Below are 24,965 nucleotides of genomic sequence, written 5' to 3'. Positions count from 1 at the left end.
CCACAGTCAATCCGCTAAACCGAGCGGGCGCTGCGGCGGCTTGATGAAATCGGCGCGCATGGCGAGAAAGACAATCCCGAGGCCGCCGCGAGAGTCATTGCGCGCATCGTAACGGCGGCGGGACATCTCGCCGAACAACCGCGATGGGGCGTGTCGGGCGCATCAACGGGACACGGGAACTCGTCTTGGTCGAAGCCGTATATCATCCCTCATCGCGTCGACGGCGAGACTGTCGAAATCCTCACCGTCATGCACGCCGCCCAGCGGTGGCTTAGGCCTTGTAAGTCGCTCGGCACCCAGGTCAGGCCATACCGCCTGCGCCGAACCACCCGGAACTCCCGGGCTCCAGAGACCTGGCGCTTCCGATCTCACTTCACGATCTCGTGTGCGTGAAACGTTCCAGCTTGCGGGGACGAACCAGGGAAGGGCTCAACGCGCCGCTGGCGCAAATTCAGGAGGACGCAATGCATTCACTCAGGTTGGTCACGATAGCCGGTCTTGCCGGCCTTTTCGCTTCGCAAGCCTTTGCGGAGGACGCGATGGGGACAATGACGGTGATGAAGGGTGGCGAGGTCATGGCGATCATGCCCGATGGGCATATGGGCACCATGATGCCCGACGCGAAGATGAGCGCCGAAATGATGAAAATGGCGAAACCGATCAAGCATTGCATGATGTTGATGACCGACGCCAAAGGCAAGACATTCATGATCGACACGTCTTCGGCAAAGGCCCAGGCCGAATGTAAAAAAATGGCGATGTGACAAAGAGAGCATGGCGAGAAAACCCGCCGGTTGCTGCCGGCGGGTCCACGATGCGAGACAAGGCCAGAAGGTCTAGGCCTTTTTCCTGGTCAAGAAGGCGGTCAAGGCGGCGCGGGCTTCATCGGATTTGAGCCGCTCGCGGAAATGCTGGCTTTCCTGGCCGATGCGCTCGACAAGGTCTTCGCGCGAGCCGCGCATCAGGTCTCGCGCGATCCTCAGCGCTTGCGGCGGCTTGGCCGCGATCTGGCCCGCCGCCGCCAATACCGATGCTTCGAGTGCGTCTTCCTCGACCACCTCGTAGATCAGCCCGGCGGCCTTCGCCCGCTCGGCCGAAAAGCCCTCGCCAAGGCCAAGCAGCGCGAAAGCGCCCTGCCGGCCGAGGATCTGCGGTGCGAGCAGGCTCGAACCGGCCTCCGGCACAAGGCCGAGATCGACGAAGGGCGTCCGGAATATTGTGCGCGGCGTGGCGAACGTCAGGTCGCAATGCAGGTTGAGCGTGGTGCCGATGCCGACCGCAATCCCGTCGACGCCGGAAACCATGGGCTTTTCCACTTTGGCCAACGCCATCAGGAAATCCCAGACTTCGGTACCGGCTTCGCCGCCCGAGGCGATGACCATGAAATCGGCAAGGTCGTTGCCGGACGAGAAGGCACCGGGCACGCCGAGAAAGACATGGACACGGATCGCCGGATCGGCGTCGCCGCCGGTAAGAGCCGCCGACATTGTCGCATACATGGCGCGGGTCAGGGCGTTCTTCTTGTCCGGACGGTTGATGCGGATGATCTGGATGGCGCCCTGGCGTTCGACGAGGATGTGGTCTGTCACGGATTGTCCTTTGTGAATTTCGGGCGTTTGCGAACGTCAGGCGGAAATCAGCGACTTGCCGGCAACGCCAAGGCTGTCGGCGCCGCCGATGACGCGCTCCTTCAGCGCGCCCACCTCGCCCAGCAGGTTCTCGGCGAAGAACCGGCAAAGCGCGATGCGGTTTTGGTCGGCAAGCGCACCGCGCGCCAGATAGGCGCTGCCAGCGGCAAGCGAGATCAGCCTGAGATAAGGCGTGGCGCCGGCCAGCGCCTCGTCGGAACGGCCTTCGGCCTGCAGGTCTTGCAGGAAACAGGTCACCTGTGTGAGGTCGTCGAGCGCCTGGTCGAGGCGATCGGCGGTGCTGCCGAAGCCTTCAAGGTTCGACGCTCGCACCGCATCGGCGACGGCCTTGAGCTCGGCGATGTAGCCATGCACATGCCGACCGCCGCCGAGCGGCAGTTTGCGCGTCACCAGATCGATTGCCTGGATGCCATTGGTGCCTTCGTAAATGGGCGCAATGCGTGCGTCGCGATAAAGCGCTGCAGCCCCCGTCTCCTCGATGAACCCCATGCCGCCATGCACCTGAAGCCCAAGCGAGGCGACTTCGACGCCGACATCGGTGGAAAACGCCTTGGCCAGCGGCGTCAAAAGATTGGCGCGTTCCTGCCAGTGCTTTGCATCCTCGCTCGCGGACGCGAGATCGATGGCGTAGGCGCAGGAATAGCAGATGGCGCGGGCAATCTGGGTCAGCGCCTTCATGGTCAAAAGACTGCGCTGGATGTCGGGGTGATGCACGATCGGCGCCATGCCGGTACCGCGATAGCTTGCCGCCTTGCCTTGCCGGCGCTCGTTGGCGTAGGCCAGCGCCTTCTGCGTCGCCGCCTCGGCGACCGCGACGCCCTGCATGCCGACGGCAAGGCGCGCATTGTTCATCATGGTGAACATGCAGGCGAGGCCTTTGTTCTCCTCGCCGACCAGCCAGCCAATCGCGCCGGGCGTGCTGCCCTCGAAGCCATCGCCATAGATCATGGTGCAGGTCGGCGAAGCGTGGATGCCCAATTTGTGCTCCAGCGCGGAGCAGAAGACGTCATTGCGCCCGCCCAGCGCGCCATCGTCGCCAACCAGGAATTTCGGCACCAGGAACAGCGAAAGGCCACGCGTGCCGGCCGGCGCGTCCGGCAGCCGCGCCAGCACCAGATGGATGATGTTGTCGGTGAAATCGTGCTCGCCATAGGTAATGAAGATCTTTTGCCCGAAGATGCGGTAGGTGCCGTCGCCGGCCGGCTCGGCACGGGTTCGCAAGGCATTCAGGTCCGAGCCGGCCTGCGGCTCGGTCAGGTTCATAGTGCCCATCCATTCGCCAGAGACCAGCTTTTCCAGATATTTGGCCTTGAGCGCTTGCGAGCCGTGCTTGTCGAGTGCTTCGACCGCACCCATGGTCAGCGTCGGAGCGATGCCGAACGCCATTGAGGCGGAGTTCCACATTTCGAGCGCGGCGGCGCCGAGCATGGCCGGCAGCGCCTGGCCGCCATACGCTTCCGGCGCGGACAGCGCGTTCCAGCCGCCATCTATCCAGCGGCGATAAAGTTCCTTCCAGCCGGTTGGCGTGGTGACGGCAGCGCCGTTGAGCACCGCGCCTTGCCGGTCGCCGATCTCATAGAGCGGCGCCACCTCCTCACTGGCGAAACGGCCGGCCTCGGCCAGAATGGCGTCGACGAGGTCTTCGCCGAGTTCGCCAAAGGTGCCGGCATCGAGCGCCGCCTTCAAGCCGGCGACATGCTTCAGGGTGAAGGCGATTTCCTCGACCGGTGCCCGATACATGGCGCTCGCTTCTCCTCAGCCTGGCTCTCCTCAGTCCGGCAGGCCAAGTTAAGACCCGTGCCGGCGCAAAATCATCAGCTTTCGGAGTTCCCTGTCCATCTTCTTTTTACGTAAACGTCAAACTTTGTCACGTGGATTTTGCAATTGCCACGACGCAGGCTAAATTCGCCAAGATAGAGCAGAATACCGAAATAGGATTGCCTCGTGCTCGCAGACCTGACGCCCATCGCTGCATCGAATGCGCCTGCTTTGGCGGGCGGCCGGTTTTTGCTATCATGAAGGTAAGGTCGAGAACGGCGCAGCCTATTGGTCGGATCGCGGCACATTGTGCTCACCACCATGCTCGCTGACCCCTCATCGCAAACGCGAGGCCGAGGGAACGCTGTCGCAAGTGCCGGCGCTAAATCCGTTTCATATCCCCTCTCGCCAGTGACAACCATCAAGACCATCGACGGAGAAGCTGTCCGAGCCGTGGCATCCGCGGGCCGCGATCGAAAGCATTTCCTTAACCATGGCGGTTCAGGATCTGGCTTTGGCCAGCAAGGACCTGCTGTTTGAAAACGCCGGCGCACCCCCTTGTCCGCTCAGCGCTTCTCCTTGTCGCGGCCGCGATAACCCTGGCGCTGACGCCGGCAAGGGCCTCGGATTTCTCCGAACCGTGGAAGGATGCGGACCGGGCGCTGGTCGTCGACGCCTACGAATACAATTCCATTGACTGGACCCGGCTAGCTGCCGACAAGCGTCTTGTCGGCTTCATCAACAAGGCATCCGACGGAATGCCGCCACCCTATTTCTGTTTCGGCGACGAGACCGAGATGCGTCTGTGCAAGACGCTTTGGAAGCGCCATGCGATGGCACAGGAACTGTTCCAGACGCGCAAGGTGGTGGCCAAGGCGCTGGGCCTGAAATGGGGTGCCTATCATCTCGCCCGCCCTGGCAACCCCGTGGGACAGGCCAATAATTTCATCAATTTCGTGAAACCCGGGCCGGATGACCTGCTTGCCCTCGACATCGAGGACGATGATCCCACCCAATGGATGTCGCTCGAGGATGCCGAGGAATTCGTGCGCCATGTGCATCGTCGGGTTGGCCGCTTTCCGGTGCTCTACACCAACGGCACGACCGCCAGGCATATCGCCGACAATAAGTATAAATACCCGCTCCTGTCCCGGTTGCCGCTGTGGTACGCGCGTTATAAGCCAGACATCGATGTGCATTTTCCGATGGGCAACTGGCAGGGCTATGCGCTCTGGCAGTTTTCGGCGCGAGCAAATTGCGGCCGGTTCCGCTGTCCCTACAGGGTTGCGGGCACGCCCAACGATATCGATGTCAGCGTCGCGCCGATGAACGCGACGGAATTGCGCGCACAGTGGCCGTTCGGCGGCCTGATCGACGTGCAGCCGGATTATCTCGCCTCGATACCGGTGCCGCTCTCACGCGAGGCGGGGCTCGCCGGCACTGCCATGACCTATGCCACAGTGGCAGCACCCGCGAGCCTCGAGCAACTGGTCGCGGTATTTAGGACGCGCTTGGCCAGGTTCAGCAGCGGCTTTCAAATGCCTGCGGCGAAGGCGGCGCCGAGCCTTCCGCGCGGGATTGCCGAATATGTTGCCTGGACGCGAAACGAAGAGCGCCTGGCATCGGTGTCTGGAATTGCCCCCACCGCCGATGCGGTCAGCAGCGTCTCGTCCGTATTCGGCCGCGGCCTGCGCTGAGGCTGAGGGCCGCCTGAAGCGTCAGTTCGCCTGCTCGCGCGCCACCGCCAGCCAGCCAATGTCGCGGCGGCAAAAGCCTTGCGGCCAGTCGATCCGGTCGAGCGCGGCGTAAGCCTTCTTCTGCGCCTCGCCGACGGTGCGGCCGGTCGCCGTGACGTTGAGCACGCGACCGCCATTGGCGACGAGTGCGCCGCCGTTGATTGCGGTGCCGGCGTGAAAAATCTCGACGCCCTCACCTGCCGCCGCCTCGACGCCGCGAATGACCGAGCCCTTTTCCGGCGTGCCGGGATAACCCCTGGCTGCCATCACCACGGTGAGCGCCGCCTCGTCGCGCCAGCGCACCGAGGTGTGCGCCAGCTGGCCGTCGGCGGCGGCGTTGAGCAGGACCAGGAGATCGTCCTTCAGCCGCATCATCAGCACCTGGCATTCCGGGTCGCCGAAACGGGTGTTGTATTCGATCAGCTTCGGCCCGCTGTCTGATATCATCAGCCCGGCGAACAGCACGCCGGAAAACGGCGCGCCTGTTTCAGCCATGCCGCGCATGGTCGGCTCGACGATCTCGCGCATGGTTCGGTCGATCATCTCCGGCGTCATCACCGGCGCCGGCGAATAGGCGCCCATGCCGCCGGTGTTGGGGCCGGTGTCGCCGTCACTGAGGCGCTTATGATCCTGCGCGGTGCCGAAGGGCAGCGCGGTGATGCCGTCGCAAAGGCAGAAGAAGCTTGCCTCTTCGCCGCTGAGAAACTCCTCGACCACCACTTCGGCGCCGGCCTGGCCGAAGGAGCCGTCGAAACAGGCGTCGAGCGCGGCCAGCGCCTCGTCAAGCGTCATGGCGACGGTGACGCCCTTGCCGGCAGCGAGGCCGTCGGCCTTGATGACGATCGGCGCACCCATTCTCTCGACATAGGCCTTGGCCGAAGCCAGATCGCCGAAGCGGCCATAGGCGGCGGTCGGGATGCCGTATTTGGCGCAGAGGTCCTTGGTGAACCCCTTCGAGCCTTCCAGCCGTGCCGCTGCCTTTGACGGGCCGAAGACGCGGATGCCCTCGGCGCCAAGGTCGTCGGCAATGCCGGCGACCAGCGGCCCTTCCGGGCCGACCACGACGAGGTCTATTTCTTTCTCGCGGCAAAACCGGACCACCGCTGCATGATCCGAAACATCGAGCCTCACCAGTTCGGCTTCGCCGCCGATGCCCGGATTGCCGGGCGCCGCGTAGAGTTTGGTCAGCAGCGGCGACGCCGCCATCTTCCAGGCCAACGCATGTTCTCGTCCGCCGGAGCCGATCAGCAAAACACGCATGCCTGGATTCCTTGCCCGTTCCGATCAGGACTGCGCTATTGCGCCCCGGGCGGCGGGTCAAGACATTTGGCTGTCCGCGGCGGCGATTCCGCGCCGCGAGCGGATCCGGCCTGCTTGACGCTTGACGGCATTCGCCTCTGCTGCCACTCCAGCAAAATGGAAACCGTCCAGTCGAAAGCGGCCCAGGGCCGCGTCGCCGATGCGCCGAGCGGCCACTGGGTCTATCGCGCGCTGCCGCGGGGGTTGTGGCCCTATGCGCAGCTTGCCCGATGGGACCGGCCGATCGGCTGGCAATTGCTGCTGTGGCCATGCTGGTGGTCGGCTGCACTTGCCGCGAGCGCCTATCCGCGTCCGACGGACCCGCTGCTCTCGCTGCTGCCGTCGCCGTGGTATCTGCTGCTGTTTTTTCTTGGCGCGTTCGCCATGCGTGGCGCCGGCTGCACCTACAACGACCTAGTCGACGAGGACATCGACAACCAGGTGGAACGCACACGCTCGCGACCGCTGCCGGCCGGCAAGGTTACGCGCCGGCAGGCCTGGATGTTTGTTGTCTTGCAGGCACTGGTCGGCCTCGCCGTGCTTTTGCAGTTCAACAGCTTGGCCATCTTGCTCGGCATCGGCTCGCTGGTCATCGTCGCCATCTACCCGTTCATGAAGCGGTACACCAATTGGCCGCAACTGGTTCTCGGTCTTGCCTTTTCCTGGGGGGCGCTGATGGGATGGGCGGTCGAGTTCGGCGATCTCGATGGGCCGGCAATCATGCTCTATATCGGCTCGATCCTGTGGGTGATCGGCTATGACACGATCTATGCGCATCAGGACAAGGAGGACGACGCCATCGTCGGCGTGCGCTCGACGGCGCGCCTGTTCGGCGACAACACCAAGGGCTGGCTTGCCGGACTTTATGGCGGAGCGCTGGTCTGCTTCGCCATTGCTTTCGCCTCGGCGCAGGCACCGGTGCCGGCGCTCGCCGGGCTGATTGCCGCCGGCGCCCATCTGGCGCGGCAGATCGGCGTGCTCGACATCGACGATCCGGACCAGTGCCTGAGGCTGTTCAGATCGAACAACCAGGTCGGCTGGCTGATCTTCCTCGGCCTGATCGGCGGCGCGGTTTGGGTGGCGCTGAAGCCGCTGGTTTAGGAGCCTTTTCCCTTCTCCCCCTGTGGGAGAAGGTGGATTGGCGCGTAGCGCCAAGACGGTTGAGGGGTGTTGGAAGAAATGAGGCGTTGGCGGTCCCTGGAACACCCCTCATCCGACCGAGCTCCGCTCGGCCACCTTCTCCCACAGGGGGAGAAGGAAGAGGCGCTCAGGCCTATTCCCGCGAAATAAGCTCCTCGCCGCCGATGACCAGCCTGAGGCCGAGGTCGCCGGCGCGGCGGCGGGCGAGGAAGCGCGGGCGGCGCATGGTCGAGACGCGACCTTTGCGACGGTCCTGCGCCGGGAGCGCCTTGATGGCGGCGCCGAGCGATTCTTCCAGCGTGCGGGCAATGCCGTCGGCCTCGATCAGAAGCATCGGCAGGCGGTAGGCGTCGGCCCAGGCGCGCCAGTCGGCGGCGACGTCGTCGAGATCGTCGGCGACCAGCAGCGGCACCGACAGCATCGGGTCGTTGTGCAGAAGCTCAAGCGTCACTGTGACATTGCCATCCGGATCCTCCATGGCGCGGGCGGCGACGCCGCGAAACGCGTTGGCGGGCAGAGCGATGATCGCCGGCACGCCACTCATCTCCAGCGTGCGGCGGATAACCGCGCCGCGCTGATCGATGGTGAAGGTAACGTCGCCATAGTCGTCGCGCGTGGCGTAGCTCACCACCTGCGGCAGGCGGAATGGGTCGAGGCGCATATTGCGCCCGGCCCAGACTGGCTTCAGTCCAGTGTTCATATCGTGCCTTTCCTGTTTCTCCTGAGAGCCGGTGTTTCCGGATCTCCGGGCCGGTTTTCCCAGCCTCGTTGTGGAGAAACATTAGCGCGAGCTTCTTATCCTCGCGCTTAAGAAAGTCGGTTAAATTTTGCTGATCCGAGGCGGATGGTTATCGGAATACGAACCGGCGCGGGCCGGCGAAAGGATCAGATAACCTTACCGGGATTCATGATGCCGGCGGGATCGAAAGCGGCCTTCACCCTGCGCATCAGCTCGATCGCCATCGGCGGCGCCGTCGCGATCAATTCGTCCCGCTTCAACTGGCCGATGCCGTGCTCGGCCGAGATCGAGCCATGAAACGAGCGCACGACGTCGTGCACGGCCTTGTTCATGACGTGGTAAAGGCCGAGAAACGCCTCGTCGTCACCGTCGACCGGCCGGGAAATGTTGTAGTGCAGATTGCCGTCGCCCATGTGGCCGAAGCAGACGACGCGTGCGCCGGGACTGACCGATTGCACGGCGCCGGCGGCCTTTTCGATGAAGGGCGGGATCGACGCCACCGGCACCGAGATGTCGTGCTTGATCGAGGCACCTTCGGGTCTCTGCGCCTCGGGCAGCACTTCGCGGAAATTCCAGAACGCATCGCCCTGGGCGATGCTTGACGCGATCACCGCATCGCCGACGATCCCTTGCTCGAGGCCTGCCTCCAGCACCTCTTCGATCAGCGCCCGTGCATCCTCGGCCGAGCGGCCCGACGAGATCTGCATCAGCACATACCACGGCCAATCGCCGGCCAGCGGCCGCACTACGCCTTGTGCGTGGGCAAGCGTGAAGTCGTAAGGCCTCTGGCCGATCAGCTCGAAGGCGGTGAGCGCTGCCCCTGCACGGTCCATCGCGAGGCTGAACAGCGACAGTGCCGCCTCCGGCGATGACAGGCCGGCAAACGCCACCTCGCGCCCCTTGGGCTTGGGGAAAAGCTTGAGCACGGCGGCGGTGATGATGCCGAGCGTACCCTCGGCGCCGACGAACAGGTCCTTCAGATCATAACCGGTATTGTCCTTCTTCAGCTTGCGCAGATCGTCGAACACTTCGCCGGTCGGCAGCACCACTTCGACGCCGAGGCAGAGTTCGCGCGCATTGCCGTAGGCAAGCACGCCGGTGCCACCGGCGTTGGAAGAGAGATTGCCGCCGATCTGGCAGGAGCCTTGCGCGGCAAGCGACAGCGGAAACAGCCGGTCGGCGGCATCGGCCGCTTCCTGCAGCGTTTGCAGGATGACGCCGGTTTCGACCGTCACCGTGTTGGACAGGGTATCGATCTCACGGATGCGGTTTAGCCGCGACAGCGACAGCACGATCTCGCGGCCGGACGCGTCCGGCACCTGGGCGCCGACCAGCCCGGTGTTGCCGCTTTGCGGTACAATCGGCATGCCCGTTTCGGTCGCCAGCCGCATGATGCGGCTGATCTCCTCGACGCTGCCCGGCCTCAGCACCAGCGCCGTCCTGCCGTGCCAAAGTCCGCGCCGCTCGGTGAGGTAAGGCGCGATGTCCTGCTGGTCGCGCAGCGCATATTTGTCGCCGACGATTGTCACAAAGCGCGCGATGACGGCAGGATCGAGGTCGGGGGAAATGTCGTTCATGGGTGGAAACTATGGTGCTCAATCCATCTTGTCACGAGGGGCGATCTTGTCACGCGGGGCGGCGGCGCGCGAAAGCCTGTCGTTGATCGCCTCGCCCAGCCCTTCGAACGGGATCGGCTCGACGGCGATGGTTTTGGCGCCGCTGCCATCGAGATCCTGCAGATGAGCGAAGAGATTGCTTGCTGCCTCGCGCAGGTCGCCGGTCTCCGACAAATTGCGCAGTGCGGCTGCATCGCGCCAGCCCTCGGCACGGCGGCGGCCGAAGGCCAGCAAGGCTTCGCCTGTGGCGACCTTGCCGGCATTGAGCCGCACCGCCGCACCCGGAGCGTAATGCGAGGCGAGCATGCCGGGCGCCTCGATGCCCGAAGCGCCGCGCAGCAACTTTGTCCCGGCCACTGCTTCGATCTCTTCGGCGGCAATGCCGCCCGGTCGCAGCAGCCGCAGCTTTCCGGCTTCGACCTTGAGGATGGTCGATTCCAGCCCGACCGGCGTCGCGCCGCCATCGACCACAAGCTTGATCCTGGGACCGAGGTCGGCCGCCACTGCTTCCGCCGTCGTGGCGCTGATCCTGCCCGAGGAATTGGCGCTGGGCGCCGCAAGCGCGCGACCGAACCTGGCAATCAGCTCGCCGCCAAAGCCTTTCGGCATGCGCAGCGCGATGGTGTCCAGACCGGCGGTGACCAGCGGATGAATGCCGTTGCTGGGCCGTTGCGGCAGCACCATCGTCAGCGGCCCCGGCCAGAATACCTGCGCCAATCTTTCCGACAGCGGATCGAACAGCGCGATGCGCTCGGCCATCGCCGGATCGGCTATATGGGCGATCAGCGGGTTGAAGCGAGGTCGGCCCTTGGCTTCGAAGATACGAGCCACGGCAACGCCGTTGGTCGCGTCGCCGGCCAGGCCATAGACGGTCTCGGTCGGTATGGCGACGACGTCGCCGCTTTCGAGCAGCGCCAACGCCCTTTCCATCGCCTCGCCGACGGCACGAATTTCAGCCACTGTCGTCACCTCACGGATGCGGGTGCCTAATACGGCGACGCCGGGCGAGCAAGCCCAGGCATTGGCGAATCGCAAATCGCTAAAATGCTATGTTTCCCCGCAAGCCGGCATCAACTGCCCTCGGCTACGGTGCCGTCTTGTTGGGCAAGGGGAATTATCATGCTTTCGATGCGTATCCTTGGAGCGCTTGGTCTGGCGGTTATGGCCAGCACGGCACAGGCCTCATCGCTGGTTTTTCTCGGGCAAACGACGGCGACGCCTTCGGTTGTAAGTGCCAGCGCGCTCGAACGGGCGAAAACACGGTCGATCGTCGCGCTCGGCGAGAAGTTGCCTGACGTCAATGAAAACGTCACCGATGAAAAGGTCGCGGCAATCCCGAGCCAGCCGAGTCGTGGCTTCGACGGAAGTCCGATGATCATTCGCGGCGGTATCGTCGGCGATGCCTTTGCAACGCCTGCGCCCAAAGCCGCGCCGGCCACCGCTGCCGCGCCCGCCGCGAACAGCAAGGCCGATCCAAAGGTCGCCAGCAAAACCCCTGAGCCGGCAGCGCCGCAGCCTGCGCCGCTAGCAGCTCCCGACCAGCCCAAATAGCGCCACAAGCGATGATTTTTTCCCAGACGTCAGCCGGCTATCTTGGAGAAATCCGCGACCCGGTCGGTCGCCGCGCGGATGCGGGCGAGCAATGCCAGGCGATTGGCGCGCACCGCCTGGTCCTCGTCGTTTACCAGGACTTTCTCAAAGAATGAATCAACCGGCTCGCGCAACACGCTAAGCGCCAGCATGGCGGCGGAAAAGTCTTCGTTTTGAATTCCTTCGCCGGCTTGCCTCTCGGCCTGATTCACCGCCGCGAACAGGGTTTTTTCGGCGCCCTCCCGGAACAGAGCCGGCTCAACGCTGCTTGCGATCGCTGTCGCCTTCTTCTCTTCGGCAGCCACGATGTTGGCCGCGCGCTTGGTGCCGGCAAGCAGGTTCTTGCCGTCCTCGGTGTCGAGGAACGAGCCAAGGGCTTCGACCCGGCGGACGATTTGCAGAAGGTCGTCGTTTTGCGAAGCCCCCTCATCCGGCCGCTTCGCGGCCACCTTCTCCCCGAGGGGAGAAGAGGTCGCCAACGCCGGTGCCAGCCTCTTCTCCCCAGCGGGGAGAAGGTGGCCCGAAGGGCCGGATGAGGGAGCAGCGCCACTCGCCAGCACCGCGTCGATCAGGTCGTGCCGCGCACCCTGATCGCGGAGATAGACTTTGAGGCGATCGTGGAAGAAGGAGAGGAGATTGTTGATCTCTTGCTGCTGCCTTTCTCCGGAACGCTCAAAGGTGTTGTTTGAGATTGCGGAATCGCGTTCGATGACGAGATCGGTAAGCGAATCTCCTCCGAGTTGCTGGTCTAGCTCCGCAGCAATTTCGAACTGTCGGTCGAGTTTGGGATCGCGTATGTGACCTGCAATATCTTCGGACGCGATATTGGCCACAGATTTCAGGGACAACCTAATCCCGTTCTCAATCAGTATCCTCGTTACCCCCAGCGCCGCTCTCCGCAGCGCATAGGGGTCCTTCGATCCGGTCGGTTTTTCGTCGATCGCCCAGAACCCGACCAGCGTATCGAGCTTGTCGGCGAGCGCCACGGCGATCGATACCGGATCAGTCGGCACGCGATCTGACGGCCCCTGCGGCTTGTAGTGCTCCTCGATCGCAGCGGCGACCGACGGATGCTCGCGTTGCAGCAGGGCGTATTTGCGACCCATGGCGCCCTGCAGTTCCGGGAATTCGCCAACCACCTCGGTGGTGAGATCGGCCTTGGCGAGGACGGCAGCGCGACGCGCCAGCGCGGTAATCTCCCCCCTTGAGGGGGAGATGTCGCCGAAGGCGACAGAGGGGATCGGTGCGTCCTGACGCGACTCTCTCTTGTGGACCGAGGATGCCGGCGCTTCACGCGAAGCGACCCCCTCTGGCCTGCCGGCCATCTCCCCCTCAAGGGGGGAGATTGCGCGCACCACGATTGGTGCCAGTTCTTCGGCCAAGCGCGCAATCCGCTCCACCCGCTCGCCCTGCGTGCCGAGCTTGGCATGAAACGTCACATTGAGATGGTCGAGGCGGGCCATGCGCTGGTCGAGCGGCTTGTTGAGGTCAAGCCCGAACTTTTCCGCCGATGCCTGCAACTGGTCGAGATCCGGCAGGTCGCCCTGGTCGGTCTTCCAGAAATAGAGCGCGTCGGACAGGCGGGCGCGCACCACCTTGCCGTTGCCATGGGCGATCTCCTTGCCGCCATCCTTGGCCTCGACATTGGCGGTCAGGATGAAGCGGTTGGAGAGCTCTTCGCCCGCGCCATGCGGCCGCGTCACAAAACACTTCTGGTTGGCGCGGATGGTGAGCCGGATCACCTCGGCCGGAATGGCCAGAAAATCCTGCTCGAATTCGCCCATCAGCACGACGGGCCATTCGACCAGGCCCGACACTTCCTCCAGCAGCCCCTCGTCCTCGACGAGGTCGAGCCCGCTGGCGAAGGCGAGGTTCCTGGCATCGGCAAGAATGATCTCCTTGCGTCGGTCGGCATCGAGCACGACCTTGGCCGCTTCAAGCTTGGCGACGTAATCGTCAAAGCGGCGCACCGTGATGGCGCCCGGCGCATGAAAACGGTGGCCGTAGGTGACGTTGCCTGAGCGGATACCGTCGATCTCGAAATCGACCACCACCGGCTCCTCGGTTTCCGGGCCGAAGGTGCACAGGATCGATTGCAGCGGCCGCACCCAGCGCAGCGACCCGGGCTTGGCCGACGCCGGCCCCCAGCGCATCGATTTCGGCCAGGGGAAGTTGCGGATGATGCCCGGCACCAGCTCGGCGATGATCTGCTCCGCCGACCTGCCCGGCCTGGAAATATGGGCGACATAGAAGTCGCCCTTCTTCGGATCGGAATGGACATGCGCCTCGGCAATCGAGGCAAGGCCGGCCTTGCGCAGAAAACCTTGCACCGCCTGCTCGGGCGCCTTGGTCGAGGGGCCCTTGATCTCCTCGCTGATGTCCTTCGAGCGGGCGGTCAGGCCGCGGATGTCGAGCGCCAACCGACGCGGCGTCCAATGTTCGCGCGCCGCCTCATAGGTCAGCCCGGCTTCGACCAGACCGTCGGTCAAAAGCTTCCTGAGATCGCCGGCCGCCTTGCGCTGCATGCGAGCGGGGATTTCTTCGGAACGAAGTTCTAGAAGCAGGTCAGGCATTGAAAGAGCTCACGCGACAAAAAACAGCCGCCGCTTCGCGGCGTCCTCCCCCATCGAGGCGGAGGTAAGCGGGGCATAGCAACTCGGTCGGCTGCTGTCACCCTTCCCAGCAAGATCGGGCCAGCACGATCAAGGCGTCCAGCGGCGATTTCCGAAAAAATTCAGCCTCCTGTCGGACACGCGCCGGTCCGCCCGTCCTTGGATCAAAGATTTCCATGAACCGAACGCAGCGCTGAAGCGACCAACGCTCAGGCAGAGAGCTATTGGCTGAACGACCATGAAAACGGCATCGACATTCCTGCAGATCCTCGCGCTCAGCGCCTGTTTTACAGCGCAGGTGCACGGTGCCTTCTCGATGCCCGGCGTCCGGCAGGCGCTGCGGACAATAGCCGGTGCAAGCGGCCAAGGCACGTTGCCAATCAGCGCCCCTGTCGAAATCGCCTGGAGCTAAGCCGCCATTCCACCCGCCTGCGTCAGCAGAAACGCCTCGCCGCAGGCTTTGGCCAGATTGCGCACCCGCAAGATGTAGCTCTGGCGCTCGGTGACGGAAATGACGCCGCGTGCGTCGAGCAGGTTGAAGACATGGCTGGCCTTGATGCACTGGTCGTAGGCGGGGAATACCATCCTGTGCATCGCCAGATTGTCGTTCGACGCCGGCGCGCCGGCTTGTAGCAGCGCCTTGCACTCGGCCTCGGCGTCTTCGAAATGCCTGAGCAGCATCACCGTGTTGGCGAATTCGAAATTGTGGCGCGAATATTCCTGCTCGGCCTGCAGGAAGACGTCGCCATAGGTCACCTTGTCGGCGCCTTCGCGGCCGTTGAAGTTGAGGTCGTAGACATTGTCGACGCCCTGCACATACATGGCCAGCCGTTCCAGCCCGTAAGTGAGCTCACCCGCCACCGGCGCGCATTCGATGCCGCAGACCTGCTGGAAATAGGTGAACTGCGACACCTCCATGCCGTCGCACCAGCACTCCCAGCCCAGTCCCCAGGCGCCCAGTGTCGGGCTTTCCCAGTCGTCCTCGACGAAGCGGATGTCGTGCAGCAGCGGATCGATGCCGATCGCGGCCAGCGAGCCGAGGTAAAGCTCCTGCAAATTGGGCGGATTGGGCTTCAGGATCACCTGGTATTGGTAATAATGCTGCAGCCGGTTCGGATTTTCGCCATAGCGGCCGTCCTTGGGGCGGCGCGAGGGCTGGACATAGGCCGCGTTCCAGCGTTTTGGGCCGAGCGCGCGCAATGTCGTTGCCGGATGAAAGGTACCGGCGCCGACTTCCATGTCGTAAGGCTGGAGGACGACGCAGCCATAGTCCGCCCAATAATTATGCAAGGTCAGGATCAGCCCCTGGAACGAGCGGCTGGGATGCGTGTGGGCAGGGATGTCAACGGTCACGGCGGCCTCCGGCGGGATGCGGCACCTCGTAGAGTGCCGCTCCGCGACCGTCAAGGCGATGGGGTCACCCCTTCGGGGCGGGCGCCGGCTCGGGCTTTACGTTCGGGGTTTCCTGCGCCGTGTTGGATTCGATCGGCGGCAGGCCCTTCATCAGCTTTTGCTGCAAGGCGGCAAGCACGTCCGGGTCCGGCTTCAGGTCGCGGGCCTGGTTCCACTGGAAGGTGGCTTCCAGCTTGCGGCCAACGCGCCAGTAGGCGTCGCCGAGGTGATCGTTGAGCACCGGATCCTCCGGCTTCAACGAAACGGCGCGTTCCATTTCGCGCACAGCGTCGTCGAACTGGCCAAGGCGATAATAGGCCCAGCCCAGCGAATCGACGATGTAGCCGTCGCTCGGCCTCAGGTCGACGGCCTTCTGGATCATCGCGAGGCCTTCCTTGAGGTTCATGTCCTTGTCGACCCAGGAATAGCCGAGATAGTTCAAAACCTGCGGCTGGTCGGGGTAGAGCTCCAGCGCCTTGCGGAAATTCGGCTCGGCCTTCGGCCATTCCTTCAGCCGCTCATAGGCGATGCCGCGCTGGTAGAAGATGTTCCAGTTGACGGCGGTCGGCGTCTTCAGCACCTCGACCGCCTTGTCATAAAGATTGGCGGCGGAGCGGAAATCCTCCTTCGAGGAATAGACCCCGCCGAGCGCCAGATAGGCGCGCATGTCGTCGGGATGCGCATCGACGATGGCCTTGAGGTGGGTGATCGCCTCGTCGTTGCGGTCGAGATCGGCAAGGTTGAGGCCGAGCTGCAGGTCCGAAAGCTCCTTCAGCGGCGAACCGGCGGGAATGCGGCGATAGAGCGCGATGGCGCCCTCGCCGTCCTTCAACTGCTCGGCAACGGCGGCAAGCTGAACGAGCGCCGCGTCATTGTCGGGCCGCAGCGCCAGCGCATATTGCAGATAAAGCCGCACGAACGGCTCGCCGCCGCCGCGGTTGAGCGCGGTGGCGAGATCGAGCAGGATTTCCGAGGCGCCGTCCGACGGGCCGGCAGCGAAGGGTTGGATCCTTTCGCCCTTGTTGATCTTGTCGCGAAGGGCTGCAATCTCGACCTTGCCGGGCGCAAATGTCTCGGCCTGGTCGAGCACCGACAGCGCCTTGGCCTTGTCGCCCTTACGGGCGAGGAAAGAGGCGTAGGCCTGCGCGTTGCGCATCCATGTTTCGGGGGCGGCACCGCCGGCGGCCGTGTCCTGCAGGGTGGCGGTGTAGAGCGCATCCGCCCTGTCGGGCAGGCCGGAGGCGTCGGCAATCAAGGCACGGTGGAAGGACTTGAACAGGCCGAACCAGTCGGGGCCCTGCAGCTTGTCGATGGAAGCCATGGCCTCGCCGGCGTCACCCGCACCCTGCTTGGCCCAGCCGGTCATGACGCCGGAAATCAGCCGGTCGAGATCGGATTCGAGCGACAGCTTGAGCCAGTATTCGGCCTTGGAGAAATCCTTCTTGTGGAAGGAATCGATGGCCAGCGCCAGGCGCGAGAAGCGCTCGACATCGGGAACCGCCTTGAGCTTGTCGGCGTAGACCAGGGACTCATCGAAGCGCCCCTGTGCGATCAGCGACAGCATCAGGCTCTGCTGCAGTCCCGTATCGTTCGGATCGAAGGCAAGCGCCTGCTTGTAGTAGGAGACGGCGCTGTCGAGGTCGTTGTCGCCTTCGGCAATCCGGGCGGCGAGATAGGCCCCCGAGAAGGATGTGATCCTGACCGGCTCTGCGGTCTGTTTGGCATGGACCGGCAGAGCCGAGATCGCCATGCCCGTCGCGATTGCCAGCCCCGTCAGCCAGCGCGCATATCCTTGCCGCATCATATCCCTTTCAGCCAAACGCCATCTCCGCGTCAGCGGGATCGCCGTAGACTCGATCTTTACAGGTAAAGCATGGCCTTTTTGGGGTCGTGCTTCAACCCGGCCCGAATTCACAATCGGGTCAAGCAATTAATAAACCATGCCGAAAGGGCCTGAACTGCGACCCTTGACCGCGTGGCGTCCGCTTTGGCGCTGCCTGCGCGTCGCTATTTGCCCGATGCCGTAAGCGATCCATAAGCGCCATCGGTTGAAAGCTTCCGCCATGCAACTTTGCGTGGCAGGATGAGATTTCAATTCTTGCTTCGCCAGCCATGGGGGCGCCGATGCTGGAAGTGCCGCGCGACGAAGAAGCCTTCGCCATCGTCGATCGTATCTACGAAGCAGCGTTCGCCGCCGCCGACGCCGGAGGTCAATCCCAGAAGGGCCGCCGAACAAGCCGGTAAGTGAGGCGTCACGGCCCGGAACTCAGGACGTTTGCGAAAGCCTTGCGTCGAGCGCCTGCATGGCGACGGTGACAAGATCGTGCAGCCGTTTTTTCGGAATGCCGTCGCGTGCCTGCACCGAAAGGCCGTGCATCAGCGTGGCATAATAATCGCCCAACGCCGCGGCGTCGGTGGCCGGCTTCAATTCGCCATCGCGCACGGCCTTTTTCAATCGCTCGACGATCGATGCGGTACGTGCCAGCCGGTGCTCCGCCAGCCATTGCAGCACGGCGTCATTTTCGACGGCGCAATTGGTCGCGGCCGTCACCACCATGCAGCCCTGCGGCCGCCCCGGCCGCGTATAGATTTCGACGGCGTCGCGAAGCATGCGCTCGATGACGCGCCGGACGTTTGGTTCTTCCTGCAGCGCGCGCGTGGCGAAGCCGCCCTCATTGGCTTCGTAAAGCGCCACCGCTTCGCGAAACAGGTCCTCCTTCGAGCCGAAGGCGGCATAGATGCGCGCCGATGCGAGGCCAAGCGCCGATACGAGATCGGCCATCGAGGTGCCCTCGTAGCCGCGTCTCCAAAAGGCGTCGCGGGCTTTCTCAAGCGCCTGGTCGCGGTCGAATTCCCTTGGCCTGCCTGCCATGGCGGTCTCCAAATTTTGTCGATCAACAAATAATCCGCTTGACTTCGGATTGCAAATCTCAATTCTTTGTCGATCATTAAATAATTGTCGACAAGGAGACCGGCATGAGTTCACTCGATCAAGGCGCGCCGCTCGGGGCGATGGCAGCGCAAGGAACAACCAGCGCGAAGCGCGGCGCAACGCTGGCGCTGCTCGCCTTCGCGCAGCTCATCATCGCGCTCGACCTCAACATCGTCTTCGTGGCGTTGCCGGAGATCGGCGCCGGCCTCGGATTTTCAGGCCAGACCCTGCAATGGGTGGTCAGCGCCTATACCGTGTTCACCGGCGGCTTCCTACTGTTCGGCGGCCGGGCCGCCGACCTGATCGGCCAGCGCCGCGTCTTCATCTTCGCGCTCTGGCTCTACGCGCTCTCGTCCCTGGTCGGCGGCCTCGCATGGTCGCCGCAAATCATCATTGCGGCCCGCGCCGTGCAAGGCATCGGCGGCGCCTTCCTGTTTCCGGCGACGCTGTCGCTGATCAACCGTCTGTTCGCCGAAGGACCGGAACGCAACCGGGCGCTCGCCGTCTGGGGTGGCGCAGGCGCCAGCGGCCTGACGCTCGGTTCGCTTGCCGGCGGGTTTCTGACCAGCGCCTTCGGCTGGCCGTCGGTCTTCTACGTCAACGTGCTTTTGGCCGGGATCGCCATCATCGCGGCTTTCGCCATCATTCCGCGCGATCCGAAGCCGCACGAGCACCGCAGCTTCGATCTGCCGGGCGCGCTGACCGTCACCGCCGGCGCGACCTTGCTTGTCTTCACACTGGTTCAGGGGCCCGAATATGGCTGGGGATCGACCGCAATCATCGTCAGTGCAGCACTGGCGGCATTCTTCCTGATCGCTTTCACGATGATCGAGGCGAAGAGCGCCGATCCGCTGATGCCGCTGCGCCTGTTCCACAACCGCAGCCTCGTCGCCGGCATGACGATCACCTTCCTCTACATGGCCACTTTCGGAGCGCTGCCCTACTTCCTCACCGTGCTGTTGCAGAACGTGCACGGCTTCACCGCCTTGCAGACGGGCCTCGCCTTTCTCGTGCCGTCGGTCGCCATCGCCACCGGCACGCAAGCCGGCGAGCGTCTGGCGACGCGCTTTTCGACGCGCAGCACGCTGGTCGGCGGCATGATCGTCGGCGCGGTAGGCACAGCATTGATGGTATCAGGCGCGACCGCGGAGAGCAGCTATCTGTCCCTCGTACCCGGCCTGATCGTCTCCGGCGTTGGACAAGGCATCGTCTGGACAGCAATGTGGATTGCCGCCGCTTCCGGCGTTGCGCATGATCAGCAAGGCGTCGCCTCGGGGATGGCTTCGACGACACTCAATGTCGGCAATGCCGTCGGCATGGCCGTGCTGATTGCGATTGCGAACAGCCAAATCGGCGAATTGTCCGGCAATGCCTTGAAAATTGCCGTCGCCGACGGCATCCAGGTCGCCTTCTGGCTCGCGGCGGCGGGCATCGTCGTCAGCCTGCTCGCAGCAATGGTTCTTCCGGCAAAGGCGCGATGAGAACAGGCGCGGGCGCCGACGCCTGTCAATTCACCCGGCTGATGCAGAAATCGATGACGTCGATCAGCGCCGATTTCTGCGGCGTCGCCTCGAGCGGCGCCAGCGCGTCACGGGCGATCTCGCCGAAGTGGCGGGCGCGTCCGATGGTGTCGGCAATTGCGCCGTGGCGGAGCATCAGGCCGACGGCCTTCTCCAGTCCGGCATCGTCGGCGGCATTGTCCTCGATGGCGCGTTTCCAGAAGCTGCGCTCGGCCTTTGTGCCGCGCCGATAGGCGAGGATCACCGGCAGCGTCACCTTGCCCTCGCGGAAATCGTCGCCGACATTCTTGCCGAGGTCCTTGCTGGTGCCGCCGTAATCCAGCGCATCATCGATCAGTTGGAAGGCAAGGCCGAGATTCATGCCGTAGGAGCGGAGTGCTGCGCGATCATTGCGCGTCGCCTGGGCGATGACCGGGCCGACCTCGGCGGCGGCCGAAAACAGCGCCGCGGTCTTGGCCTTGATCACGGCGAAATGCTCATCCTCGGTGGTCTCGAGGTTTTTGGCGGCGGCGAGCTGCATCACCTCGCCTTCGGCGATGACCGAAGCCGCACTCGACAGGATGTCGAGCGCTTCCAGCGAGCCGACATCGACCATCATGCGAAAGGCCTGGCCGAGCAGGAAATCGCCGACCAAAACACTGGCCTGGTTACCCCAGATCATGCGCGCCGTCTTCTTGCCGCGCCGCATGCCGCTTTCGTCGACAACGTCGTCGTGGAGAAGTGTCGCGGTGTGCATGAATTCGACCGAGGTGGCGAGCTTGACGTGGCCGTCACCGGAATAGCCGAACATCTGGGCGGCGGCGAGCGTCAGCATCGGCCGCAGCCGTTTGCCGCCGGACGAGATCAAGTGGTTGGCAATCTCCGGGATCATCTCGACGTCGGAGCCGGCCTTCGACAGGATCAGTTCATTGACGCGCCCCATGTCGGCGGCGGTCAGGTCGATAAGGTCCTTGATCGAGGCGGCTTCCCGCTTCCCGTTTTCAATGTTGAGAACGACACCCACGGCAAAACTCCCAACCTCGATATGCACGACGGCAACATGGTCCCTGGACAGACTCTAGGGCGGCAGCCACCGGTGCGGCAAGAGGCGAATTGGCGCGGCGGCTCTGGTACATAATCACGTCCACGTTTACATCAACGCCGCAAACTGCGAGTTTCATCCGATGATAGAGCTCATCCGCACCAACGACGCCGTCATCATTTCCTTTGTCGAATCGCTAATGCGCGATGCCGGCATCGGCTTTTTCGTCGCCGACCAGAACATGAGCGTGCTCGACGGCTCGATCGGCATTCTGCCCCGCCGTGTCATGGTGGACGCCGACAAGGCCGATGCGGCGCGGCGCATCCTGACGGATGCCGGCATCGCCAACGAGATCCGCCAAAAATAATGTCCGCGTCGCCCGCTGCCCTTGTCCCGGACATGCCGGCTCATACGGTCGATGCCTTCCATCGCGGTCGCTTCTGGCTGGTGCAGCCGAGAAAGGCAGGTCACCGCGCCGGCATGGATGCGATGATGCTGGCGGCTGCCGTGCCGTCCTCGTTCGCCGGGCGGCTTGCAGACTTTGGCGCGGGTGCCGGTGCCGCCGGCCTGGCGGTACTGTCGCGCTGCCCCGGTGCCGAGGCAGTGCTCGTCGAGCGTTCTCCGGAAATGGCGGCCTTCGCCACAACCACGCTTGCCCATCCCGGCAACGCGCATCTCAGCGACCGCGCCTCGGTGCTCGTCGCCGATGTCGCGCTGTCGGGCCGGGCGCGAATGGCCGCCGGCCTCGAGGATAACAGCTTCGATTTCGTCATCATGAACCCGCCGTTCAATGCCGCCGAGGATCGCGCGACGCCCGATCCGCTGAGAAAGGCCGCGCATGTCGCGGAGGACGGGCTGTTCGACAGCTGGATCCGCAGCGCGGCGGCGGTGGTCAGGCCGGGCGGCGGGCTGGCCGTCATTGCCCGGCCGGAACAGCTCGGCGCCATCCTCGATGCCATTGCCGGCCGCTTCGGCGATGCCGAGATGCTGGCCGTCCATCCTCGCCCCGAAGCGGCAGCGATCCGCATCGTCGTCCGGGCAACACTCGGCGCACGCGGCAAGCTGTCGATCCGGCCGCCGCTGATGCTGCATGCCTATTCAGGCAATGGCCCCTCGGAACGGGCAGAGCTGATCAATAACGGGTTGGCGTCGCTGTTCGGAGACTGATCCATTTTGATTGCCGGGGTGACGGCATTGCCGTTGGCCGGCGAATTCCTACATGCCTCAAGCAAATCGACCGGAGACAGCCCCCTCGTGAAACGTCTTTTCAATCGCCTGCTGCCGAAATCCTGGCGCTCGAACGTCGTCACCATTCCGGTCATCCGGCTGCACGGCACCATCATGCCCGGCGGCGGCCAGTTCCGGCCGAGCCTGTCGCTGGCGTCGACTGCCGGCCTTCTCGAAAAGCTGTTTTCCTTCGACGCGCCGGCGGTCGCCATCTCGATCAATTCGCCAGGCGGCTCGCCGGTGCAGTCGCGGCTGATTTTCAGGCGCATCCGCGACCTGGCAACGGAGAAAAACAAGAAGGTCCTGGTCTTCGTCGAGGACGTGGCGGCATCGGGCGGCTACATGATCGCGGTCGCCGGCGACGAGATCTTTGCCGACCCGTCCTCCATCGTCGGCTCGATCGGCGTGGTGTCGGCCTCGTTCGGCTTTCCGGAGCTGTTGAAGAAGATCGGCGTCGAGCGCCGCGTCCACACCGCCGGCCAGAACAAGGCGGTGCTCGACCCGTTCAAACCGGAAAAGAAGGAAGACGTCGAGCGCCTGAAGGCGCTGCAGCTCGAGGTCCACGAGACCTTCATCGATCTCGTCAAGGATAGGCGCGGCAGCAAGCTCAAGGACGATCCCGACCTGTTCACCGGCCTGTTCTGGACGGCCAAGAAGGGGCTCGAGCTCGGGCTGGTCGATGCCCTCGGCGACATGCGCAGCGTGCTGAAAAGCCGTTTCGGGCCGAAGACCCAGCTCAAGCTGATCACCGCGCCGCGCGGCCTGTTCGGCCGCTTCGGCCTGTTCGGCTCGAGTTTTTCGGCGCCCGATATTGCCGCCGCCGCGGCAAGCGGCGTCATCGATGCGGCGGAAGAGCGCGCGCTGTGGGCGCGCTTCGGGCTTTGAAAAGCCGGTGAAAGCGTCTAGCATAAATCATCAACCGACCCGACCGGCCGTCTTGCCGGCCTAGATCGGAAGAGCACACGTCTGNCTTCGGGCTTTGAAAAGCCGGTGAAAGCGTCTAGCATAAATCATCAACCGACCCGACCGGCCGTCTTGCCGGCCTTGCGAGGGAGAGTTTGACATGCCGCAGATCATCTTCTTCGCCGTCGTCGGCATTGCCGCCTATTTCGGCTACCGCTCCTTCGTCAGGGAAGCCGAGCGGGTGACCGCCAAGGTGCGGCGTACCGAAAAGCAAGCCGCCAACGGTACGATGGGAACGCTGGTCAAGGATCCGAAGACCGGCGAATACCGTCTGGCCAAGGATTGACCGTCGTCTCCCTCGCGGCCGAGCCAGTGGATTCCGAGACCAGCATCCGGGCATCGCATGCGCACGCCAAGATAAATCTCGCGCTGCACGTCACCGGCCGGCGCGCCGACGGTTATCACACGATCGAAAGCCTGGCTGTGTTCACGCGCTTCGGCGACCGCATCGAGACGGAACTTGCCGACAGCGACGGGTTTTCCGTGTCCGGCAAATACGCCTCCGCGGTACCGGCCGACGACAATAATCTGGTGGCGAAAGCGCGCGACGCGCTGCGTCGCGAGGCCGGTCCCCAGCATGCGCCGGCTGTCGCCATCAGGCTCGAAAAGAACCTGCCGGTCGCGTCCGGCGTCGGCGGCGGGTCAAGCGACGCGGCGGCTGTGCTGCGTGCTCTGGTCCAGGCCTGGAGGCTCGACATCGGCGATGCCGAACTGGCGCGGATCGGCCTGTCGCTTGGCGCCGACGTGCCGATGTGCCTCGCAGCCAAGCCGCTGATAGCCCGCGGCATCGGCGACGAGCTGACGCTCGTGCGGAGTTTCCCGGCCCTGGGTCTGGTGCTCGTCAATCCAGGAACTGCCGTCTCGACGGCCGAAGTGTTCGAGGCGCTTGGCCGCCGCGACAATGCGGGGCTGCCGCCGCTGCCGCACAGCCTCGACTTCCACAGCATCCGCAACTGGCTGGAGATCACCCGCAACGATCTCGAGCCTGCGGCGCGTGCAATCCAGCCCGCCATCGGCAAGGCGCTTTCTGTGCTCAACAAGGCTGGAGCCGGTTTTGCCAGAATGTCTGGTTCCGGCGCCACCTGTTTCGGGCTGTTCGAGACCGGCAATGTGGCCAAGCGCGCGGCCGTCGATATCCGCAGCCGCCATCCCGACTGGTTTGTCGCCGCGACGCGAAGCATGACATCGGAGGCTGAGGCGCATGGCCAGGATTGACGAGAGCCGCCCCTTCGTTCCCGTACGCATCGCGGTACTGACCGTTTCAGATACGCGCAGCCTCGCCGACGACAAATCCGGGCAGACCCTGGCCGACCGCATCACCGAGGCCGGCCACATCCTCGCCGCTCGTGACATCGTCACCGACGACCGCGACAAGATCCGCGACAAGGTTTTGGGCTGGTCGAAGGACGATGCGATCGATGTCGTCATCACCACCGGCGGCACCGGCTTCACCGGCCGCGACGTGACGCCGGAGGCGCTGGAGCCGATCTTCGAAAAGCGCATGGACGGCTTTTCCGAAGTGTTCCACCGCATCTCCTACGACAAGATCGGCACTTCGACGATCCAGAGCCGGGCAACCGGCGGCGTCGTCAACGCCACCTTCGTCTTCGTGTTGCCGGGCTCGCCCGGCGCCTGCAAGGACGCCTGGGACGGCATTTTGAAGCCGCAGCTCGACTATCGGCACATGCCCTGCAACTTCGTCGAGATCATGCCGCGCCTGGACGAGCATTTGCGGCGCGGCTGAGACGGAGCGAGGTATCAGCCGGGCGAT

24 protein-coding genes and 1 pseudogene are annotated in these 24,965 nt (G+C 64.1%); 14 read left to right on the top strand and 11 right to left on the bottom strand.

Annotated elements, in window-relative coordinates; genetic code table 11:
- The first annotated feature begins 30 nt into the window (after nt 1–30).
- Complete coding sequence (locus X760_RS74240) at nt 31–393, top strand: type II toxin-antitoxin system RelE/ParE family toxin (protein ID WP_348633202.1); 363 nt, start codon at nt 31–33, stop codon at nt 391–393.
- Between the two features lie 71 nt (nt 394–464).
- Entirely contained in the window at nt 465–764 is a 300-nt protein-coding gene (locus X760_RS42860) for a hypothetical protein (RefSeq protein WP_023716881.1), read from the top strand.
- 72 nt (nt 765–836) lie between these two features.
- Here the strand turns inward: X760_RS42860 and X760_RS42855 are convergent, their stop codons facing one another.
- A complete protein-coding gene (locus X760_RS42855) occupies nt 837–1,589 on the bottom strand; it encodes a crotonase/enoyl-CoA hydratase family protein (RefSeq protein ID WP_023716880.1) in 753 nt (250 codons plus the stop codon).
- 36 nt (nt 1,590–1,625) lie between these two features.
- Nucleotides 1,626–3,389 (bottom strand): acyl-CoA dehydrogenase, encoded by a 1,764-nt coding sequence (locus tag X760_RS42850; protein WP_023716879.1) that lies wholly within the window; start codon nt 3,387–3,389, stop codon nt 1,626–1,628.
- A 197-nt stretch (nt 3,390–3,586) separates the two neighbouring features.
- On the opposite strand from X760_RS42850, the pseudogene X760_RS77750 reads away from it, so the two are divergent.
- Together X760_RS77750 and X760_RS42845 are read left to right on the top strand one after the other, a co-directional pair.
- Nucleotides 3,587–3,822, top strand: a pseudogene (locus X760_RS77750) (hypothetical protein).
- Between the two features lie 178 nt (nt 3,823–4,000).
- On the top strand, nt 4,001–5,104 hold the full coding sequence (locus X760_RS42845; protein WP_023716878.1) for a GH25 family lysozyme: 1,104 nt from the start codon (nt 4,001–4,003) through the stop codon (nt 5,102–5,104).
- A gap of 21 nt (nt 5,105–5,125) precedes the next feature.
- Here X760_RS42845 and purD read toward each other — a convergent pair whose 3' ends face one another.
- Complete coding sequence (gene purD / locus X760_RS42840) at nt 5,126–6,403, bottom strand: phosphoribosylamine--glycine ligase (protein ID WP_023716877.1); 1,278 nt, start codon at nt 6,401–6,403, stop codon at nt 5,126–5,128.
- Between the two features lie 156 nt (nt 6,404–6,559).
- Here purD and ubiA point away from each other — a divergent pair, with 156 nt between their 5' ends.
- Nucleotides 6,560–7,543 carry a 4-hydroxybenzoate octaprenyltransferase gene (ubiA, locus tag X760_RS42835; protein ID WP_023716876.1) on the top strand — a complete coding sequence of 328 codons (984 nt, stop codon included), beginning with the start codon at nt 6,560–6,562 and terminating at the stop codon, nt 7,541–7,543.
- Between the two features lie 172 nt (nt 7,544–7,715).
- Here the strand turns inward: ubiA and X760_RS42830 are convergent, their stop codons facing one another.
- The 3 genes from X760_RS42830 to X760_RS42820 form a co-directional block, all read right to left on the bottom strand.
- On the bottom strand, nt 7,716–8,282 hold the full coding sequence (locus X760_RS42830; protein ID WP_023674094.1) for a DUF6101 family protein: 567 nt from the start codon (nt 8,280–8,282) through the stop codon (nt 7,716–7,718).
- A gap of 185 nt (nt 8,283–8,467) precedes the next feature.
- On the bottom strand, nt 8,468–9,898 hold the full coding sequence (locus X760_RS42825; protein ID WP_023716875.1) for an FAD-binding oxidoreductase: 1,431 nt from the start codon (nt 9,896–9,898) through the stop codon (nt 8,468–8,470).
- A gap of 18 nt (nt 9,899–9,916) precedes the next feature.
- Nucleotides 9,917–10,897 (bottom strand): L-threonylcarbamoyladenylate synthase, encoded by a 981-nt coding sequence (locus X760_RS42820; protein WP_023716874.1) that lies wholly within the window; start codon nt 10,895–10,897, stop codon nt 9,917–9,919.
- A 159-nt stretch (nt 10,898–11,056) separates the two neighbouring features.
- Here X760_RS42820 and X760_RS42815 point away from each other — a divergent pair, with 159 nt between their 5' ends.
- On the top strand, nt 11,057–11,488 hold the full coding sequence (locus X760_RS42815; RefSeq protein WP_023716873.1) for a hypothetical protein: 432 nt from the start codon (nt 11,057–11,059) through the stop codon (nt 11,486–11,488).
- A 29-nt stretch (nt 11,489–11,517) separates the two neighbouring features.
- Here X760_RS42815 and glyS read toward each other — a convergent pair whose 3' ends face one another.
- Complete coding sequence (glyS, locus tag X760_RS42810; protein ID WP_023716872.1) at nt 11,518–14,100, bottom strand: glycine--tRNA ligase subunit beta; 2,583 nt, start codon at nt 14,098–14,100, stop codon at nt 11,518–11,520.
- Between the two features lie 277 nt (nt 14,101–14,377).
- Between glyS and X760_RS77095 the strand changes: the two genes are divergently transcribed.
- Nucleotides 14,378–14,551 carry a hypothetical protein gene (locus tag X760_RS77095; RefSeq protein ID WP_023716871.1) on the top strand — a complete coding sequence of 58 codons (174 nt, stop codon included), beginning with the start codon at nt 14,378–14,380 and terminating at the stop codon, nt 14,549–14,551.
- On the opposite strand, the gene X760_RS42805 is transcribed toward X760_RS77095, so the two are convergent.
- The 3 genes from X760_RS42805 to X760_RS42795 form a co-directional block, all read right to left on the bottom strand.
- Nucleotides 14,548–15,492, bottom strand: coding sequence for a glycine--tRNA ligase subunit alpha (locus X760_RS42805; protein WP_023716870.1), 945 nt, complete (start codon nt 15,490–15,492; stop codon nt 14,548–14,550). The genes X760_RS77095 and X760_RS42805 overlap by 4 nt on opposite strands.
- Nucleotides 15,493–15,556: 64 nt before the next feature.
- Complete coding sequence (locus X760_RS42800; protein WP_023716869.1) at nt 15,557–17,332, bottom strand: tetratricopeptide repeat protein; 1,776 nt, start codon at nt 17,330–17,332, stop codon at nt 15,557–15,559.
- Between the two features lie 465 nt (nt 17,333–17,797).
- Nucleotides 17,798–18,403, bottom strand: a complete 606-nt coding sequence (locus tag X760_RS42795) for a TetR/AcrR family transcriptional regulator (RefSeq protein ID WP_023716867.1) — start codon at nt 18,401–18,403, stop codon at nt 17,798–17,800.
- A 104-nt stretch (nt 18,404–18,507) separates the two neighbouring features.
- Here X760_RS42795 and X760_RS42790 point away from each other — a divergent pair, with 104 nt between their 5' ends.
- The gene (locus tag X760_RS42790) at nt 18,508–19,944 is read left to right on the top strand and encodes an MFS transporter (RefSeq protein WP_198030447.1); all 1,437 of its coding nucleotides are present in this window, start codon (nt 18,508–18,510) and stop codon (nt 19,942–19,944) included.
- Nucleotides 19,945–19,969: 25 nt separating this feature from the next.
- Here the strand turns inward: X760_RS42790 and X760_RS42785 are convergent, their stop codons facing one another.
- Nucleotides 19,970–20,986: a polyprenyl synthetase family protein gene (locus tag X760_RS42785; protein ID WP_023716865.1), complete on the bottom strand. Its 1,017-nt coding sequence runs from the start codon at nt 20,984–20,986 to the stop codon at nt 19,970–19,972.
- A gap of 160 nt (nt 20,987–21,146) precedes the next feature.
- On the opposite strand from X760_RS42785, the gene X760_RS42780 reads away from it, so the two are divergent.
- The 6 genes from X760_RS42780 to moaB all read left to right on the top strand — a co-directional run bounded on the left by X760_RS42780 (nt 21,147) and on the right by moaB (nt 24,938).
- Nucleotides 21,147–21,371, top strand: coding sequence for a DUF2007 domain-containing protein (locus tag X760_RS42780; RefSeq protein ID WP_023716864.1), 225 nt, complete (start codon nt 21,147–21,149; stop codon nt 21,369–21,371).
- Nucleotides 21,371–22,171 carry a methyltransferase gene (locus X760_RS42775; protein WP_023716863.1) on the top strand — a complete coding sequence of 267 codons (801 nt, stop codon included), beginning with the start codon at nt 21,371–21,373 and terminating at the stop codon, nt 22,169–22,171. The genes X760_RS42780 and X760_RS42775 overlap by 1 nt, the downstream gene beginning before the upstream one ends.
- An 87-nt stretch (nt 22,172–22,258) precedes the next feature.
- On the top strand, nt 22,259–23,116 hold the full coding sequence (locus X760_RS42770) for a S49 family peptidase (RefSeq protein ID WP_023716862.1): 858 nt from the start codon (nt 22,259–22,261) through the stop codon (nt 23,114–23,116).
- A 178-nt stretch (nt 23,117–23,294) separates the two neighbouring features.
- On the top strand, nt 23,295–23,480 hold the full coding sequence (locus X760_RS42765; protein ID WP_023674078.1) for a membrane protein: 186 nt from the start codon (nt 23,295–23,297) through the stop codon (nt 23,478–23,480).
- Nucleotides 23,481–23,506: 26 nt separating this feature from the next.
- Nucleotides 23,507–24,409 (top strand): 4-(cytidine 5'-diphospho)-2-C-methyl-D-erythritol kinase, encoded by a 903-nt coding sequence (locus X760_RS42760; protein ID WP_023716861.1) that lies wholly within the window; start codon nt 23,507–23,509, stop codon nt 24,407–24,409.
- Nucleotides 24,396–24,938, top strand: a complete 543-nt coding sequence (gene moaB, locus X760_RS42755) for a molybdenum cofactor biosynthesis protein B (protein ID WP_023716860.1) — start codon at nt 24,396–24,398, stop codon at nt 24,936–24,938. The genes X760_RS42760 and moaB overlap by 14 nt, the downstream gene beginning before the upstream one ends.
- The last annotated feature ends 27 nt before the right edge of the window (nt 24,939–24,965 follow it).

The sequence above is a fragment of the Mesorhizobium sp. LSHC420B00 genome (genome assembly GCF_000503055.1).
In the GTDB taxonomy this organism is placed as follows: domain Bacteria; phylum Pseudomonadota; class Alphaproteobacteria; order Rhizobiales; family Rhizobiaceae; genus Mesorhizobium.
Note: the sequence above shows the minus strand (reverse complement) of the source record. Positions and strands in the feature narration are given on the sequence as shown.

Bases quoted from the DNA above. Each gene is read 5' to 3' on its own strand.
- X760_RS42860 (WP_023716881.1), top strand. From the start codon at position 465: ATGCATTCACTCAGGTTGGTCACGATAGCCGGTCTTGCCGGCCTTTTC.
- X760_RS42850 (WP_023716879.1), bottom strand. From the start codon at position 3,389: ATGTATCGGGCACCGGTCGAGGAAATCGCCTTCACCCTGAAGCATGTC.
- purD (WP_023716877.1), bottom strand. From the start codon at position 6,403: ATGCGTGTTTTGCTGATCGGCTCCGGCGGACGAGAACATGCGTTGGCC.
- ubiA (WP_023716876.1), top strand. From the start codon at position 6,560: ATGGAAACCGTCCAGTCGAAAGCGGCCCAGGGCCGCGTCGCCGATGCG.
- X760_RS42830 (WP_023674094.1), bottom strand. From the start codon at position 8,282: ATGAACACTGGACTGAAGCCAGTCTGGGCCGGGCGCAATATGCGCCTC.
- X760_RS42825 (WP_023716875.1), bottom strand. From the start codon at position 9,898: ATGAACGACATTTCCCCCGACCTCGATCCTGCCGTCATCGCGCGCTTT.
- X760_RS42815 (WP_023716873.1), top strand. From the start codon at position 11,057: ATGCTTTCGATGCGTATCCTTGGAGCGCTTGGTCTGGCGGTTATGGCC.
- glyS (WP_023716872.1), bottom strand. From the start codon at position 14,100: ATGCCTGACCTGCTTCTAGAACTTCGTTCCGAAGAAATCCCCGCTCGC.
- X760_RS77095 (WP_023716871.1), top strand. From the start codon at position 14,378: ATGAAAACGGCATCGACATTCCTGCAGATCCTCGCGCTCAGCGCCTGT.
- X760_RS42800 (WP_023716869.1), bottom strand. From the start codon at position 17,332: ATGCGGCAAGGATATGCGCGCTGGCTGACGGGGCTGGCAATCGCGACG.
- X760_RS42795 (WP_023716867.1), bottom strand. From the start codon at position 18,403: ATGGCAGGCAGGCCAAGGGAATTCGACCGCGACCAGGCGCTTGAGAAA.
- X760_RS42790 (WP_198030447.1), top strand. From the start codon at position 18,508: ATGAGTTCACTCGATCAAGGCGCGCCGCTCGGGGCGATGGCAGCGCAA.
- X760_RS42780 (WP_023716864.1), top strand. From the start codon at position 21,147: ATGATAGAGCTCATCCGCACCAACGACGCCGTCATCATTTCCTTTGTC.
- X760_RS42775 (WP_023716863.1), top strand. From the start codon at position 21,371: ATGTCCGCGTCGCCCGCTGCCCTTGTCCCGGACATGCCGGCTCATACG.
- X760_RS42765 (WP_023674078.1), top strand. From the start codon at position 23,295: ATGCCGCAGATCATCTTCTTCGCCGTCGTCGGCATTGCCGCCTATTTC.
- moaB (WP_023716860.1), top strand. From the start codon at position 24,396: ATGGCCAGGATTGACGAGAGCCGCCCCTTCGTTCCCGTACGCATCGCG.